The sequence below is a fragment of the Rhodovulum sp. YNF3179 genome, from assembly GCF_050586465.1.
GTDB lineage: Bacteria > Pseudomonadota > Alphaproteobacteria > Rhodobacterales > Rhodobacteraceae > CAJXYS01.
On the sequence record NZ_JBOCEG010000006.1, the window covers coordinates 281,178 to 296,434 of the forward strand.

The window sequence follows — 15,257 nt, forward strand, 5'->3', positions numbered from 1 at the left end:
ACCACAGGTCTCTCCGGGCTTTGTGCACGTGGGGGTGAGAGGGGCGCGCTCCCCCCCCCCACAAATCCATCTTTTTGCACCCCCCCCCGGCGGGCGCGGTGCCTCCGGCGGGGATATTTCCGGAACGGTGAAGGGCCAGTGCCGGGCGCGCTTGACAGGCGCCGCGGGCCGGGCCAAGCCTGCCATCCATGTTTGACCTGCGTCCAGTCGGCTACGTGATCGGCCTGCTCGTCGCCGCGCTGGGCGCGACGATGGCATTGCCGCTGGCGCTCGATCTCTATGACGGCAGCGGGCACTGGGCGGCCTTTCTCGAATCCATGGTGCTGACCTGCCTGGTGGGCGGCCTGCTGGCGCTGTCCTGTGCAAACGGCGTGCGCGCCGGGCTGGGCATGCAGCAGACCTTCCTGCTGACCACCGGCGTCTGGCTGGCGCTGCCGGTCTTCGCGGCGCTGCCCTTTTCGCTCGGCGCGACCGAGGCGCGCTACGTGGATGCGTTCTTCGAGGCGATGTCGGGCCTGACCACCACCGGGTCGACGGTGTTCTCGGGGCTCGACGACCTGCCGCGGGGCCTTTTGCTGTGGCGCAGCATGCTGCAATGGTTCGGCGGTATCGGGATCATCGTCGTGGCGATGGTGTTCCTGCCCGAACTGCGCGTGGGCGGCATGCAGATCTTCCGCTCGGAAGCCTTTGACACCATGGGCAAGATCCTGCCGCGGGCCGCGCAGATCGCGCTGCGGATCTCGGCGATCTATATCGGCCTGACCCTCGCCTGTACCGCCGCCTATGCCGTGGTCGGCATGGGCGGGTTCGACGCCGTGAACCATGCGATGACCACGCTTGCGACGGGGGGCTTCTCGACCCGCGACGGATCCTTCGGCGATTTCAGGGGGGCGGCGGAATACATCGCGGCGGCGTTCATGATCCTGGCAAGCCTGCCCTTCGTGCGCTACGTGCAGATGCTCGACGGGCAGGGGCGGCCGATCCTGAAGGATTCCCAGGTGCGGGGCTTCTTCGCGGTGATCGTGGCGCTCGTCCTGGTGCTGGCGCTCTACCGCACGATCGTCAAGCTCGATCCCGCCGAACCCGCCTTCCGCGAGGCGGTGTTCAACATCACCTCGATCCTGACCGGCACCGGCTATGCCAGCACCGACTACCAGCTCTGGGGCAGCTTCCCGGTGGTGCTGTTCTTCCTCGCCGGGCTGATCGGGGGCTGTGCGGGCTCGACCTCGTGTTCGGTGAAGATCTTCCGCTACCAGCTGCTGCTGGCCTCGATCAACGCCCAGATCCGGCGCATCCACTCGCCGCACGGGGTGTTCACCCCGCGCTATGCCGGCCGGCCCGTCGGCGAGGACGTGCTGTCCTCGGTCATGGCTTTCTTCATGCTGTTCTTCGTCACGCTGGCGGTGCTGGCGCTGCTGCTCGGGATGACCGGGCTGGATTTCATCACTGCGGTCTCGGGTGCCGCGACGGCCCTGGCGAATGTGGGGCCGGGGCTTGGGCCCGAGATCGGGCCGGCCGGCAATTTCGGCGGGCTTTCGGACACGGCGAAATGGCTGCTGTCGGCGGGCATGCTGATCGGCCGGCTGGAACTGATGGCGGTCTACGTCATCCTGACGCTGCAATTCTGGAGAAGCTGACAGGATCGTCCGGTCCCGTCGCGCGCAGCGCGGGCGTGCCGACCGCCGTCCCGGACCGCGCGATGCGCGGAAGCATGGCGCCCCGGGGACGGCGGCCGGCGCCGTGTCTCATTTCCAGCAGGAGACCAGCACGGTGATGTCGCGGGCGAGGCCGGTCAGGTCCTCGGCGGCGACGCGCGTGGCGTCACCGCCGGCCCGGATGTCGACCCCGGCCTCGCGGAGCCGCGCGACCAGCGCGCCGGCCTCGGCGGCGAAACGCACGTCCTCGGGCAGGCGCTTGCCGTCGGGCCCGGCCGCGACCAGCATGCCGAGCACGCGCCCATCGGGTGCGAAGACCGGGCCGCCGGTGTCGCCCTCTTCGGCCCGCAGGCTCAGCCGATTGAGCTCGGCCTCGCCCTGCAGGCCCGACAGCTCTGCCAGTTCGCCATAGCTCAGCGTCGGCGCCCCGAGGGCGCCGCCGAAGGAATACCCCGCGACCGCGATCTCAGAGCGGAGCCGCGGCGCGGTCTCGCGGAAGGCGGCATAGCCGATCGGTGCGAGGGCGGCGGTCGGGCGCAGCACGGCCAGGCCGAGCGCCGCGTCGGTCAGCGCGACGCGGGCCTCGTAGTCGCCCTCGATGGTGATCCGCGTGCAGTCCGCGACCACCTCGGCCGCGGTGAGCACCGTGCCGCGGTCGTCAACGTAGAAGCCCGAGCGGCTCATCGCGGGCTTGCGGATCTCCAGCCCCGAGAGCAGGTCGCGGCGCTGGCTTTCGGGCAGGGGCGGGGCGGCCGACTCGTCGAGCGCCGTGTCGCCGACCGAGGCCAGGCTTGCCTGCATCGCCCGGGTGATCTTGGACATGGTCGCGTCCATCTCGGGCGGCCAGATCAGGGTGAAGCCCTTGACGAAGCCGTCCTCGAGACGCGCATGGGTGTAGGACACGATCTCGTCGTCGCGCCCGGTCAGAAGGAAGGAGTCGGCCTCCTTGCGGCGGGTGCCGTCCAGAGGCACGATCTCGAGCGTCTGCATCACGTCGTAAAGCCCGTGCAGGGTCGCCCGGTCGCCCGCCTGGCTGATGAGCAGCAGCCGCACGCCATCCTGGGTCTCGGCCTCGTAATGGGCGAACGGCGGCTCGTAGCGGTCGAAGGCGACCAGCGCCGTGGGCATGAGCAGGCGGATGCCGGCGGTCTCGTCCGTCACGAGGCGCATGCCGAGCCGGTCCTGGATGGTGCGGTATTCGTCCATCAGCCGGGCGCGCTGGCGGGTTGTCAGGACGCCCGTGGGCTCGTAGCCGCGGGCTGCCTGCCAGTCGGACATCGCGGCGCGCGTGCCACGCCCGAAGGCGCCGTCGATCCCCGCGTCGTAAAAGCCGAACCACTGCAGCGCGCGCTGCAGGTCGCGCCGTTCGGCCCCGGTGAGCGCACGTTCGCGGGCCCGCGCCTCGGCCGGCGTCTCGCGGGCCGGCTCGGCGAGGCTGGGCGCCGGGGCGGTGCCGGTCACGCGCTCGGCCTGGTCGGCGGCGGTCGTGCCGGCGTTGGAGTCGATGGGCCAGAACTGCCGGGCATAGCTGTCGCCGTCCACCACGTAGCTGTCGCCGGGCACCAGGCCGCTCAGCCGCAGCCGCCGGGCCTCGGCCAGCGCCGCGCCGCGCGACAGCGGCCCGACCGCGATGGCGTACCAGCCGGTGTCCATCCGGAACGCGTGCACCTGGTCGAGCGTCAGCGCGAAGATCCTGGCGCGTTCGCGCGCGGTCCGCAGATCGGGGTGCGCCTCGATCTGGATCCAGGCGGCATCCTGGGCCCGGGCGGCGCCCGGAAGGGTTGCGAGACTTGCCAGGACGGCCAGGAAAACGGACAGGAACAGCTGCTTCATGAATTTCCCTCAACAGGCAATGCGGGCGTGATCGACGATTCAAGAACAGAAGGTAGCAGAGGTCCGGATCATTGCACCCCCAAGTTTTGCCGCGGCGCAATTGACCCCCCGGTCCGTGTTGCCTATTGAGAACGCGCATTTCACCGGCACGGACAGGTACGGCATGGGCAGCGAGACGCGCGCGAAACCCCGCAGTTTCCAGGAAGTGATCCTGCGGCTTCAGGAGTACTGGGGTCGCCAGGGCTGTGCCGTGATGCAGCCCTACGACATGGAGGTGGGCGCGGGCACCTTCCACCCGGCCACCACGCTGCGCTCGCTGGGCAGCCTGCCCTGGGCGGCGGCCTATGTGCAGCCCTCCCGGCGCCCGACCGACGGGCGCTATGGCGAGAACCCGAACCGGCTGCAGCATTATTACCAGTACCAGGTGCTGATCAAACCCTCGCCGCCGGATTTTCAGGCGCTCTATCTCGGCTCGCTCGAAGCCATCGGCATCGACATGGGGCTGCACGACATCCGGTTCGTCGAGGATGACTGGGAAAGCCCCACGCTGGGGGCCTGGGGCCTTGGCTGGGAGGTCTGGTGCGACGGGATGGAGGTGAGCCAGTTCACCTATTTCCAGCAGGTCGGCGGGCATGACTGCCACCCGGTCTCGGGCGAGCTGACCTACGGGCTGGAACGGCTGGCGATGTACGTCCTCGGCATCGATCACGTGATGGAGATGCCCTACAACGATCCCGACGCGCCGATCGCGCTCTCCTATGGCGACGTGTTCCGCCAGCCCGAGGAAGAATACTCGCGCTGGAATTTCGACGTGGCCGAGACCGGGACGCTGCTGCGCCATTTCGAGGATGCCGAGGCCGAATGCGCCCGCATTCTGGCCGCGCCGGCCGAGGATCCCAAGACCGGAAAGCGCATCGTCATGGCGCACCCCGCCTATGACCAGTGCATCAAGGCCAGCCACATCTTCAACCTTCTGGATGCGCGCGGCGTGATCTCGGTGACCGAGCGGCAGGCCTATATCGGCCGGGTGCGGGCGCTGGCGAAGATGTGCGCCGACGCCTTCGTCCAGACCGATGCCGGGGGGCGGGCGGCGTGAACGGGCGCATCATCGTCATCACCCTGCTGGGTCTCGCGGTCGCCTTCGGCGCGGCGCTCTGGTATTTCCAGACGCTCGCCTATTACGAGGACGTGCCCGCCGAAGCGGTGGAGCTGCGCCTGACCCGCGTCGGCGGGGGCGAGACCCAGCCGATGACGGCCGACGACATCGTCGCCACCGATGCGGGGACCAGCCCGCTCAAGTTCCGGGCCTGCTTCACCACCTCGATGGATCTGGCCATGCTGACCGAGACCTACGAGATCTACGACGCGGCCGAGCCGCTGACCGCGCCCTACTGGTTCGACTGTTTCGACGCCGAGGCGATCGCGCGCGATCTCGCGGCCGGCCGCGCCGTGGCCTTCATGGGCCAGCGCGAGATCGCCGAGGGCGCCGACCGGGTGATCGCCGTCTATGCCGACGGCCGGGCCTATGCCTGGCACCAGCTCAACGAAAAATACGCGGAGCAGTAAGCGATGCCCGATCTTCTGCTGGAACTCTTTTCCGAGGAAATCCCCGCGCGGATGCAGGCCCGCGCGGCGGCGGACCTGAAGGCGCGCGTCACCGACGGGCTGGTGGAAGCGGGCCTGACCTATGCCGGCGCCGTGGCCCATTCGACGCCGCGCCGCCTGGCGCTGAGCGTGCAGGGGCTGCTGGCCGACAGCCCGACCGTGCGCGAGGATCGCAAGGGTCCGCGCGTGGATGCGCCGGAAAAGGCGCTGGAGGGCTTCCTGCGGGCGACCGGCCTGACCAGGGATCAGCTGGAGATCCGCGACGACAAGAAGGGGCAGGTCTATTTCGCCACCCTCGAGAAGCCGGGCCGCCCCGCCGCCGAGATCGTGGCCGAGGTCGTCGAGCAGGTGGTGCGCCACTTCCCCTGGCCGAAATCGATGCGCTGGGGCGCGGGCAGCCTGCGCTGGGTGCGCCCGCTCCATTCGATCCTCTGCATCCTGACGGACGACGCCGGCGCCGAGACGGTCGATCTCGAGATCGACGGCCTCCGTGCAGGCGACGTCACCGCCGGCCATAGATTCATGGCACCATCGCATTTTTCCGTAACTGGTTTCGATGATTACGAGGCAAAGCTGAAGCGCGCCAAGGTGATCCTGAGCGCCGAGGAACGCGCCGATCACATCTGGGTCGAGGCCCATAACATGGCCTTCGCCCAGGGGCTCGAGGTGGTCGAGGACAAGGCGCTGCTGGCCGAGGTCGCGGGGCTGGTCGAATGGCCGGTGGTGCTGATGGGTGATATCGGCGCGGCATTCCTCGACCTGCCCCCCGAGGTGCTGCAGACCTCGATGAAGGAACATCAGAAGTTCTTTTCCGTCCGCAATCCCAAGACCGGGCAGATCGAGAAATTCGTCACCGTCGCCAACCGCGAAACCGCCGATGACGGCGCCACGATCCTCGCCGGCAATCACAAGGTTCTGGCGGCCCGGCTTTCGGACGCGAAATTCTTCTGGGAGAACGACTTGCGGACCGTTCGCGAGATTGGGCTCGAAGGCATGGCCGCCGGTCTAGAGACGGTCACGTTCCACTCGAAGCTTGGCAGCCAAGCCGACAGGATAAAACGAATTTCCACGCTCGCGCGCGAGATCGCGCCGCTGGTCGGCGCGAAACCCGATCTCGCCGCCGAGGCCGCCCGCGTCGTCAAGGCCGACCTGCAATCCGAGATGGTGGACGAGTTCCCCGAGCTGCAGGGCATCATGGGCCGCTATTACGCCGAGGCCGCCGGACATGACGACGGCGTGCCCGAGGCCTGCGAAGAGCATTACAAGCCGCTCGGCCCCGGCGACGACGTGCCGACCGGGCCGGTCAGCGTGACCGTGGCGCTGGCCGACAAGATCGACATGCTGACGGGGTTCTGGGCCATCGATGAGAAGCCGACAGGATCCAAGGATCCCTTCGCGCTGCGCCGCGCGGCGCTGGGCGTGATCCGGCTGATGCTGGAGAACGCGGTGCGCGCGCATCTCTCGGAGGTTTTCGTCAAGGGCTATGCGGGCGCGGATGCCGACGACCTCCTCGCCTTCTTCCACGATCGCCTCAAGGTGCACCTGCGCGACGAGGGCATTCGCCACGACGTGATCGACGCTTGTATCGGCATGCCGGGCAATGACGATCTCGTGCTGCTGGTCAAGCGCGCCGAGGCGCTGGCGACCTTCCTCGAGACCGATGACGGCGAGAACCTGACCCAGGGCTTCAAGCGGGCCAACAACATCCTAACCGACGAGGAACGCAAGGACGGGGTCGAGTATTCCTTCGGGCCCGACGCCAAGCTGGCCGAGGCGGCGGAGGAAAAGGCGCTCTTCGGCGCGCTTGACGCGGCGGAGGCCAGGATCGCGCCCGCGCTGGCGGCCGAGGATTTCGCGGCTGCCATGTCGGCCATGGCCGATCTTCGCCAGCCGATCGACGCCTTCTTCGAAGCGGTGGTGGTGAACGCCGAAAACCAGATCCTGCGCCGCAACCGTCTGAACCTTCTGCACCGCATCCGCGAGATCTGCCTGAAAGTGGCCGATCTGCGCCGGATCGAGGGCTGATCGCGCCGCTTGCCTCGGGCGCCGCGGCTGCTATGCTGCGCGCGCAAACAGAGGGTGCGCGGTTGGAAAAACAGCCCGGTTTTCAGAGGCTTCATGCCGAGGCCCACGTGCCGATCCCCGATTACGGGAACCGGGCGCGCTGCCTTGTGCGGCTGATGCGGCTCGGCATGCCGGTGCCCGACGCGGTGGCCCTGTCGGTGGCCGCGGTCCGCGCCATCGCCGCGGGCCAGATGCCGGATGTCGCGTCGATCCTCGCGGTCTTCGGCGCCGACCCGGTCGTCTCGGTCCGGTCGAGCCCCGAGAACCCGGCCTGGGGCGGGCCGGGCACGGTGCTGAACATCGGGCTGAACGAGAAGGTCTGCGCCCGGCTGGCCGAGCATCTGGGCGATGATGCGGCGGCGGAGATCTATGCCCGCTTCGTGCAGTCCTATTCCGTGCATGTCGCGCGGCTCGACGCCGAGGAATTCGCCGCCTGTTTCCAGCCGGGCATTCCGGCCGCCGAGTCCCGTGACCTGGCGCTCCGCACCTACGAGCTCGAGATGGAAGAGCCGTTTCCGCAGGATCCGGCGGTGCAGCTCGGCCATGTGTTGCGGTCGATGGCCCGCGCCTGGGAGGGCACCACCGCGCGGCTGCTGCGCCAGGCAAAGGGCGCCCCGGCCGACGCGGCGCTGGGGCTGATCGTGCAGCGCATGGCGCTGGGGCTCGGCCCCGGTGAATGCGGCGCGGGCGTGATGCAGCTGGTCTCCTCGGCGACGGGGGCGCCGCAGATCACGGGGCGCTACCAGTCCCAGGCGCAGGGCCGCGAGGCGCTCGACGGCGAGAACGGCGTCGCCTACCTGACCCGCGATGCGCGCGGCCCGTCGCTGCAGGATATCTGCCCGGCGGCCTTCGCCGATCTCGAAGCCTATGCGCGCGAGGCGCGCCGCGGCCTGCGCGACGAGGTGCAGATCGAGTTCACGATCGAGGGCGGCGAGGCCCGGATCCTCGACGCGGCCGCGGTTCAGCGCTCGGCCCGTGCGGCGGTGCGGATCGCCGTGGACCTGGCCGAGGACGGGATCATCCCGCGCGAAGAGGCGCTGGCCCGGATCGAGCCGCGCGCCCTGACCGAGATGCTGCACCCCCAGATCGACCCGCGGACACAGCGTGACGTCTTCGCCCACGGGATCGCGGCCAGCCCCGGCGCCGCGACCGGGCGGATCGTCTTCAATTCCAACGCCGCACAGGCTTCGGCCGCGCAGGACGAGCCCTGCATCCTCGTGCGGTTCGAGACCTCGACCGAGGATGTGCGCGGCATGCACGCGGCCAGCGGCGTGCTGACCGAACGCGGCGGGGTGACCAGCCACGCCGCGGTGATCGCGCGCGGGATCGGCGTGCCCTGCGTCGTGGGCGCCTCGGATCTGAACCTGAACCCGCGCGAGAAGACCCTGACCGCCCGCGACGGGCGCGTGTTCCGCGAGGGTGACCTGATCACGCTCGACGGCTCGTCTGGCGAGGTCCTGGCCGGCGCGGTGCCCACGGTGGAGGCCGCGCTCGACGACGCCTTCGTCAGCCTGATGGAGTGGGCCGACGCGGTGCGCGACATCGGCGTGCGCGCCAATGCCGACACGCCGGCCGATGCGCAGCTCGCGCGATCCTTCAACGCCGAGGGAATCGGGCTTTGCCGCACCGAGCACATGTTCTTCGAGGAAGACCGGCTGACGGTCATGCGCGAGATGATTTTCGCCGACACGCCGGAGGACCGGCGCGCCGCGCTCGAGGTGCTGTTGCCGATGCAGCGCGACGATTTCGCGGCGCTCTTCGAGACGATGCAGGGCCAGCCGGTCTGCATCCGGCTGTTCGACCCGCCGCTGCACGAGTTCCTGCCCAGCGGCCGCGAGGCGATGCTGGACCTGGCCGAGGCGCTGGACCTGCCGGTCAGCCGTGTCGTGTCGCGGATCGAGGCGCTGCAGGAATTCAACCCGATGCTGGGCATGCGCGGCGTCCGGCTGGGCATCACCGTGCCCGAGATCTACGAGATGCAGGCGCGGGCCATCTTCGAGGCCACGATCGAGGCCAGCCGCAACGGCGACCCGGTCGTGCCCGAGATCATGATCCCGCTTGTCTCGGCCCGCCGCGAGGTGGAGCTGGTCAAGACGAGGGTCGATGCCATCGCGGCGGCCGTGCGCACCGAGAAGGGCGCGGATTTCAACTATACGCTCGGCGTGATGGTCGAGACGCCGCGCGCCGCGCTGCGGGCCGGCGACATCGCGACGACCTCGGATTTCCTGAGTTTCGGGACCAACGACCTTACGCAGATGACCTATGGCCTGTCGCGCGACGATGCCGGGCGGTTCATGAGCACCTATGTCTCGCTCGGCGTCTATCCCGAGGATCCGTTCCACACGCTCGATCCCGACGGGGTGGGGGAGTTGCTGCTCATCGCGGCCGAGCGCGGCCGCGACGCGCGGCCCGACCTGACGCTGTCGATCTGCGGCGAGCATGGCGGCTCGCCCGAATCGATTGCATTTTGTCGCAGGGCCGGGTTTGACTACGTCTCGTGTTCCCCGTTCCGGGTGCCGGTGGCGCGGCTCGCCGCGGCGCAGCTGGCCTTGACCGACCGGGTGGAAGACAGGAAAATCGCCGAGTAACGGGGTTTTAGCGCCCCGGCGCGGCATCGATGCGGGACCTGGGACCGCCGCTGGCCATGGCAGGCTGCGGCGCGTTTGTCGTATTTTTGCCACATTGCTGGACGTCCCGGGCCCGATGCTCTATATGGCCGGTCTGAAGTTGACTGCTTTTTCAGCATTTCGCGAAGCTGGGTAACCTGGGGCACTCGAGATGAGACACGGACTGGCCATTGCCGCTGCCGCGGCGGGGATACTTGCGTGGTCGCAAACCGGGACCGCCGACGTCACCGCCAGCAGCGCCACCGACCCCACATCCGGGGTCGACGCCGAAATATCTTCCATGCTCGGGGCCGAGAAGGCCGCGATGGAGCGGGTGTCGTCGGATCGCCTTGCGCGGCTCTCGCAGCCGATGCGCGAGGAAAAGGCGCGCCAGCGCCGCAGCGTGCTGGCCGCGCTCTTCGCCGGGCGCGAGGCCGAGAAGCAAGAGATGCCGGCCCGCACGATCGAGGCCATCGACGCCCTGCCCACCGCGCGCGGCGATGCCGAGTGGGAATGCCTGGCCGAGGCGCTTTATTTCGAAGCCCGCGGCGAAACCGTCGAAGGGCAGTTCGCCGTGGCGGAGGTGATCCTGAACCGCGTCGACTCGCCGGCCTTTCCCGACACCGTCTGCGGTGTCGTGAACCAGGGCACGGGCGCGCGCTACCAGTGCCAGTTCACCTATACCTGCGACGGCGCGGCCGAGGTCATCCACGAGCCGCGTGCGCATGACCGCGTGGGCAAGGTCGCGCGCATCATGCTCGACGGTGCCCCGCGCGAGCTGACCGACGGCGCCACCTACTACCACACCAAGGCCGTGAACCCGCGCTGGGCACGCCGCTTCGACCGGACCACGACCATCGGCGTGCATCATTTCTACACCGATCCCACGCGCCTCTCGATGCGCTGAGACGCGTCGCATCCCGGCCCGGTCCTGCCGCGCCCGATGCTTGAGGCGTCGGCCAAATCCCTATACTAGGCCGCAACGCCAGCCGGACCGGAGCGAGCCATGACCAACGACCTGCGCCTTGCCTTCGCGCATCCCCTCGAACGCTCCGAGGCGACCGCGGGCCGCGACACGCTCGACCGGATTTCGCTGCGCGACTACGTGGAAGAGGTCGAGATCGGGGCCTTCCAGGCCGAGCGCGGCACCCGGCAGCGCATCCGCTTCAACGTCGTGGTGGAGGTGCGCCCCTCGACCAAGCCGCTCGACGACGACGTGGACCGGGTGCTGTCCTACGACACCATCACCGAGGCGATCCGCCACGAGCTGGCCGCGGAACGTCTGAACCTGCTGGAAACCCTGGCCGAGCGCACGGCGGAACGCGTTCTGCATGACCGCCGTGCCGAACGGGTCTTCGTGCGGATCGAGAAGCTCGACCGCGAGCCGGGCGCGCTCGGCGTCGAGATCGTCCGCAGCCAGCGCCAGGCCCACCGGGCCGGGCTACGCGCCGTGCCCGCCACCCAGGCCGAGGCCGACGAGCGGTTGCATCCGCTGGTGGCCTATCTCTCGCCCGAAACCGTCGCGAGCGACGCGCTGCCCGCCTGGATCGACGCGCTGGCGGCCCAGGCGCTGCCGGTGATCCTTTGTGTCGGGGCGGCCGCGATCCCGGCCCCCCGGACCAGCGTCCCGGCGGCGCAGCGGCGGATCGATCTGCTGGCGATCGAGCAGAACGCCTGGATGCTGGCCGCCCGCGACCGGCGCTGCGTCGTGGTCGAAAGCAGGACGGAACTCGAATGGGGCATGGGTCACGGGCAGATGAGCGTCTGGGCACCGTCCAAGGTCGTGCTCGACGCCCATGACGCGCCTGCCGGGGCCGATCCGGAGGCGCTCGCGCTCTGGTTCGCGCATGGCTTCGACGCGGCCCGGCTGGTCTATGTGGGCACCGACGGCGCGACGGATGACAGCGACCTGTCGATCGACCGCCTGCCTGTCGCGGGGGCGGATCGGCTCTGAGCGCGCGGCGGCGGCAATCCGCCGCCGCGGCTTGCGTCCGCGGGCCATTTGCGAGAAACGGACATCCTTGGATCGAGGGGGTACCCCGTGACGTCGCAGATCGCCTATTACCGCCCGATCGCCTGGATCGGCCCCGACCGTCCCGACGGAGCGCTGCCGCTGGCCGGGACGCCGGCCTGGTTCGACCATGTGGAGGTGCTGTATCGCGGGGCGCCGGGCAAGGTGATCGCGGCGGCCGACCTGCCGGAGCCGGCGCGCGCGCGGCTGACGGGCGTCCGGGCGCCGCTGGCCGGGCTGACGCTCGACCGGGCGCGGATCATGGGGGTGCTCAACGTCACGCCGGACAGTTTCTCCGACGGGGGATGGTATCACGACCCCGGCAAGGCGGCGGACCGCGCCGGTGCGATCCTGGCGGAGGGCGCCGACATCCTCGATATCGGCGGGGAATCGACCCGCCCCGGCGCGGCCGAGGTGCCGGTCGAGGAAGAGATGCAGCGCACCGTGCCCCTGATCGGCGCGATCACCGCGGCCCACCCGGCGGCCGTGATTTCCATCGATACGCGCAAGGCCCCGGTGGGCGCGGCGGCGCTCGAGGCCGGGGCGGCGATGCTGAACGACGTGGCGGCCTTTACCTTCGATCCGGGCATGGCCGATCTTGCCGCGCGGGCCGCGGTGCCCGTCTGCCTGATGCATGCGCAGGGCGATCCAGCCACGATGCAGGAAGACCCGCGTTACGACGACGTGCTGCTGGACGTCTATGATTTCCTGGCCGACCGCGTGGCCGCGGCCGAGGCCGCCGGCATCCCGCGCGACCGGATCCTCGTGGATCCCGGCATCGGCTTCGGCAAGACCGTGGCGCATAACCTGGCGCTGATCCGCGGGCTCAGCCTGTTTCACGGGCTGGGCTGCGCGGTGCTGCTGGGGGTGTCGCGCAAGCGCTTCATCGGCACGGTCTCTGGCGAGGAGATCGCCGCCAATCGGGGGCCGGGCTCGGTCGCCGTGGCGCTGGAAGGCTTGCGGCAGGGCGTTCACGTCCTGCGCGTTCATGATATTGCAGAGACCTGCCAGGCGGTGGCGCTCTGGCGGGCGGTGCATGGTCTCGATGACAGGTGGAGTTGATGCGTAAGCTTTTCGGAACCGACGGCGTGCGCGGGCGCGCCAACAGCCACCCGATGACGGCGGAGGTCGCGCTGCGCCTCGGCGCGGCGGCGGGGCGCTATTTCCGCCGCGACGGCAACGAGCACCGCGTGGTGATCGGCAAGGACACGCGGCGCTCCGGCTACATGCTGGAGAACGCTCTGACGGCCGGGCTGACCTCGACCGGGATGAACGTGTTCCTGCTCGGCCCCGTGCCGACCCCGGCGGTGGGGTATCTCACCCGGTCGATGCGTGCCGATCTCGGCGTGATGATCTCGGCCTCGCACAACCCGCACGAGGATAACGGGATCAAGTTCTTCGGTCCCGATGGCTACAAGCTGTCCGACGAGGCGGAGGCCGAGATCGAGGCCATCGTCAACGGCGAGATCCAGCTCAGCCAGCCGCGGAACATCGGCCACGCGACCCGCATCGATGACGGGCGCGGGCGCTACGTGGAATACGCCAAGACCACCCTTCCGCGCCATGTCCGGCTCGACGGGCTCAAGGTCGTGGTCGATTGCGCCAACGGCGCGGCCTGGCGGGCCGCGCCCGAGGCGCTCTGGGAACTGGGGGCCGAGGTCGTGGCCGTGGGCGTCAGCCCCAACGGCGTCAACATCAATGACGGCTGCGGCTCGACCCATACGGAGCGCGCGGCGCGCGCCATCCGCGAGAGCGGCGCCGATGTCGGACTCAGCCTCGACGGGGACGCCGACCGGGTCATGATCCTCGACGAGACCGGCGCCGTGGCCGATGGCGACCAGGTCATGGCGCTGCTGGCCGCGCGCTGGGCCGAGAAGGGCCGGCTGGCCGGGAACACGCTGGTCGCGACGGTCATGTCCAATCTCGGGCTGGAACGCTATCTCTCGGATCGGGGCATCGCGCTGCACCGGACACCGGTGGGCGACCGCTACGTGGTCGAGGCGATGCGCGCGGGGGGCTTCAACCTTGGCGGCGAGCAGTCCGGCCATATCGTCATGGGCGATTACTCGACCACCGGTGACGGTCTCGTCGCGGGCCTGCAGTTCCTGTCGGAGATCGTGCGCACCGGCCAGCCGGCCAGCCGTCTGATCCACCGGTTCGAACCCTGCCCGCAACTTCTGAAGAACGTGCGCTACGCGGCGGGCAGCGACCCGCTGGGCCTGCCGGAAGTGAAATCGGCCATCACCGCGGCCGAGACCCGGCTGAACGGGCAGGGGCGGCTTTTGATCCGGAAATCCGGCACCGAGCCGCTGATCCGCGTCATGGCCGAATGCGAGGACGAGGCCCTGCTGGCCGATGTCGTCGACGGGGTCGTCGCGGCGGTCGAGACCGCGGCCTGAGGCCTCAGCGTCCGCCCGGCGCCGGGGCCCGGAACCCGCGCTTCCACATCCGGAGCTGGCTGATCGCCAGCCCGGCCAGGATCACGGCGAGGGCGGCAAGGAACTGCGGCGGCAGGCGTTCGCCCAGGAAGACCGCGCCGAAGATCACCGACCAGACCGGCACCTTGTAATTGGTCAGGCTGAGGAAGCTCGGCCCCGCGCTGCGGATCACCCGCACCAGGATCAGCGTCGCCAGCGCCGTCGGGCCCAGCCCGAGGTAAAGGATCGCCAGCAGCGGCACCGTTCCCGGCGCGGTCGCCAGCCCCTCGCGCCAGAGCGCGACCGGCAGCAGCAGCGCCGTGGCGACCGACAGCGCCACCGCGCCGAAGGCGATCGGGTGCACCGGCGGGCAGCGCCGCGTCAGGATCGCGCCGATGGCATAGCAGGCCGCCGCGGCCAGGCAGGCCAGCCGCGCCAGCCCCTCGAGATCGCCGCCGGCCGAGCGGAAGGCGCCGGGGCCGATCAGGATGACGACGCCGACGAAACCGATGGCGAAGCCCAGCCCCTTGCGCGCGGTCAGCTGTTCGCCAGGCACGAACAGATGCGCCAGCGGCAGCACGAGGAGCGGGATCGCCGACATGGTGATCCCGGCGAAGCCAGAGGCGACGTGCTGCTGCCCCCAGCTGAGCAGGAAGAAGGGGAAGGCGTTGGAAAAGAGGCCCATGCCGATGGCGAAGGGCAGCACGGCGCGGCCCTCGGCCGTGGCCGGCATGGGCAGGGCGATCCCCATCACGCGGGTCACGGCGAGCAGAACCATCGCCGCCAGCGCGATGCGGTAGGCCGCGACGGAGAGCGGCCCGAACCCGTCGAGCGCCAGCGTCACCCCCATGAACGAGGCGCCCCAGAGCAGCCCGAGGCACGAGATCAACGCCCAGTTGACGAGGCCGGGTCCGGCCGGTTCGCCCGCTTTCATGCCCGTGTCATCCCCTTGAATCAGTACCGGGGGGGGGGGGGGGGGGGCCCCCCCCCCCCCCCCAGCCTTCTATTAATTCTTTGAGCTTTCGAACACCCTCTCCGACCAGAGCCACAGACACAATACCCGCAA

11 protein-coding genes are annotated in these 15,257 nt (G+C 69.7%); 9 read left to right on the forward strand and 2 right to left on the reverse strand.

Annotated elements, in window-relative coordinates; translation table 11 throughout:
- The first annotated feature begins 188 nt into the window (after positions 1-188).
- Positions 189-1,637, forward strand: coding sequence for a TrkH family potassium uptake protein (locus tag ACQ5SP_RS13060; protein ID WP_430938824.1), 1,449 nt, complete (start codon positions 189-191; stop codon positions 1,635-1,637).
- A 108-nt stretch (positions 1,638-1,745) separates the two neighbouring features.
- On the opposite strand, the gene ACQ5SP_RS13065 is transcribed toward ACQ5SP_RS13060, so the two are convergent.
- Positions 1,746-3,488, reverse strand: coding sequence for a serine protease (locus tag ACQ5SP_RS13065; RefSeq protein WP_430938825.1), 1,743 nt, complete (start codon positions 3,486-3,488; stop codon positions 1,746-1,748).
- Between the two features lie 163 nt (positions 3,489-3,651).
- On the opposite strand from ACQ5SP_RS13065, the gene ACQ5SP_RS13070 reads away from it, so the two are divergent.
- The 8 genes from ACQ5SP_RS13070 (at position 3,652) to glmM (ending at position 14,173) form a co-directional block, all read left to right on the forward strand.
- Positions 3,652-4,584 carry a glycine--tRNA ligase subunit alpha gene (locus tag ACQ5SP_RS13070; RefSeq protein ID WP_430938838.1) on the forward strand — a complete coding sequence of 311 codons (933 nt, stop codon included), beginning with the start codon at positions 3,652-3,654 and terminating at the stop codon, positions 4,582-4,584.
- Entirely contained in the window at positions 4,581-5,054 is a 474-nt protein-coding gene (locus ACQ5SP_RS13075; RefSeq protein WP_430938826.1) for a DUF6446 family protein, read from the forward strand. Before ACQ5SP_RS13070 ends, ACQ5SP_RS13075 begins: the two co-directional genes overlap by 4 nt.
- A 3-nt stretch (positions 5,055-5,057) precedes the next feature.
- Positions 5,058-7,118, forward strand: coding sequence for a glycine--tRNA ligase subunit beta (gene glyS / locus ACQ5SP_RS13080; protein WP_430938827.1), 2,061 nt, complete (start codon positions 5,058-5,060; stop codon positions 7,116-7,118).
- A 32-nt stretch (positions 7,119-7,150) separates the two neighbouring features.
- The gene (gene ppdK, locus ACQ5SP_RS13085) at positions 7,151-9,745 is read left to right on the forward strand and encodes a pyruvate, phosphate dikinase (protein ID WP_430938828.1); all 2,595 of its coding nucleotides are present in this window, start codon (positions 7,151-7,153) and stop codon (positions 9,743-9,745) included.
- Between the two features lie 190 nt (positions 9,746-9,935).
- Entirely contained in the window at positions 9,936-10,670 is a 735-nt protein-coding gene (locus ACQ5SP_RS13090; RefSeq protein WP_430938829.1) for a cell wall hydrolase, read from the forward strand.
- Between the two features lie 99 nt (positions 10,671-10,769).
- Positions 10,770-11,717, forward strand: coding sequence for a dihydroneopterin aldolase (locus ACQ5SP_RS13095; protein ID WP_430938830.1), 948 nt, complete (start codon positions 10,770-10,772; stop codon positions 11,715-11,717).
- 99 nt (positions 11,718-11,816) lie between these two features.
- Positions 11,817-12,836: a dihydropteroate synthase gene (gene folP, locus ACQ5SP_RS13100; RefSeq protein ID WP_430938839.1), complete on the forward strand. Its 1,020-nt coding sequence runs from the start codon at positions 11,817-11,819 to the stop codon at positions 12,834-12,836.
- Complete coding sequence (gene glmM, locus ACQ5SP_RS13105; protein WP_430938831.1) at positions 12,833-14,173, forward strand: phosphoglucosamine mutase; 1,341 nt, start codon at positions 12,833-12,835, stop codon at positions 14,171-14,173. Before folP ends, glmM begins: the two co-directional genes overlap by 4 nt.
- A gap of 4 nt (positions 14,174-14,177) precedes the next feature.
- Here the strand turns inward: glmM and ACQ5SP_RS13110 are convergent, their stop codons facing one another.
- Positions 14,178-15,125: a DMT family transporter gene (locus ACQ5SP_RS13110; RefSeq protein WP_430938832.1), complete on the reverse strand. Its 948-nt coding sequence runs from the start codon at positions 15,123-15,125 to the stop codon at positions 14,178-14,180.
- Positions 15,126-15,257: the final 132 nt, after the last annotated feature.

Coding starts and splice junctions, on each gene's coding strand:
- ACQ5SP_RS13060 (WP_430938824.1), top strand. CDS start 189: ATGTTTGACCTGCGTCCAGTCGGCTACGTGATCGGCCTGCTCGTCGCC.
- ACQ5SP_RS13065 (WP_430938825.1), bottom strand. CDS start 3,488: ATGAAGCAGCTGTTCCTGTCCGTTTTCCTGGCCGTCCTGGCAAGTCTC.
- ACQ5SP_RS13070 (WP_430938838.1), top strand. CDS start 3,652: ATGGGCAGCGAGACGCGCGCGAAACCCCGCAGTTTCCAGGAAGTGATC.
- glyS (WP_430938827.1), top strand. CDS start 5,058: ATGCCCGATCTTCTGCTGGAACTCTTTTCCGAGGAAATCCCCGCGCGG.
- ppdK (WP_430938828.1), top strand. CDS start 7,151: ATGCTGCGCGCGCAAACAGAGGGTGCGCGGTTGGAAAAACAGCCCGGT.
- ACQ5SP_RS13090 (WP_430938829.1), top strand. CDS start 9,936: ATGAGACACGGACTGGCCATTGCCGCTGCCGCGGCGGGGATACTTGCG.
- ACQ5SP_RS13095 (WP_430938830.1), top strand. CDS start 10,770: ATGACCAACGACCTGCGCCTTGCCTTCGCGCATCCCCTCGAACGCTCC.
- ACQ5SP_RS13110 (WP_430938832.1), bottom strand. CDS start 15,125: ATGAAAGCGGGCGAACCGGCCGGACCCGGCCTCGTCAACTGGGCGTTG.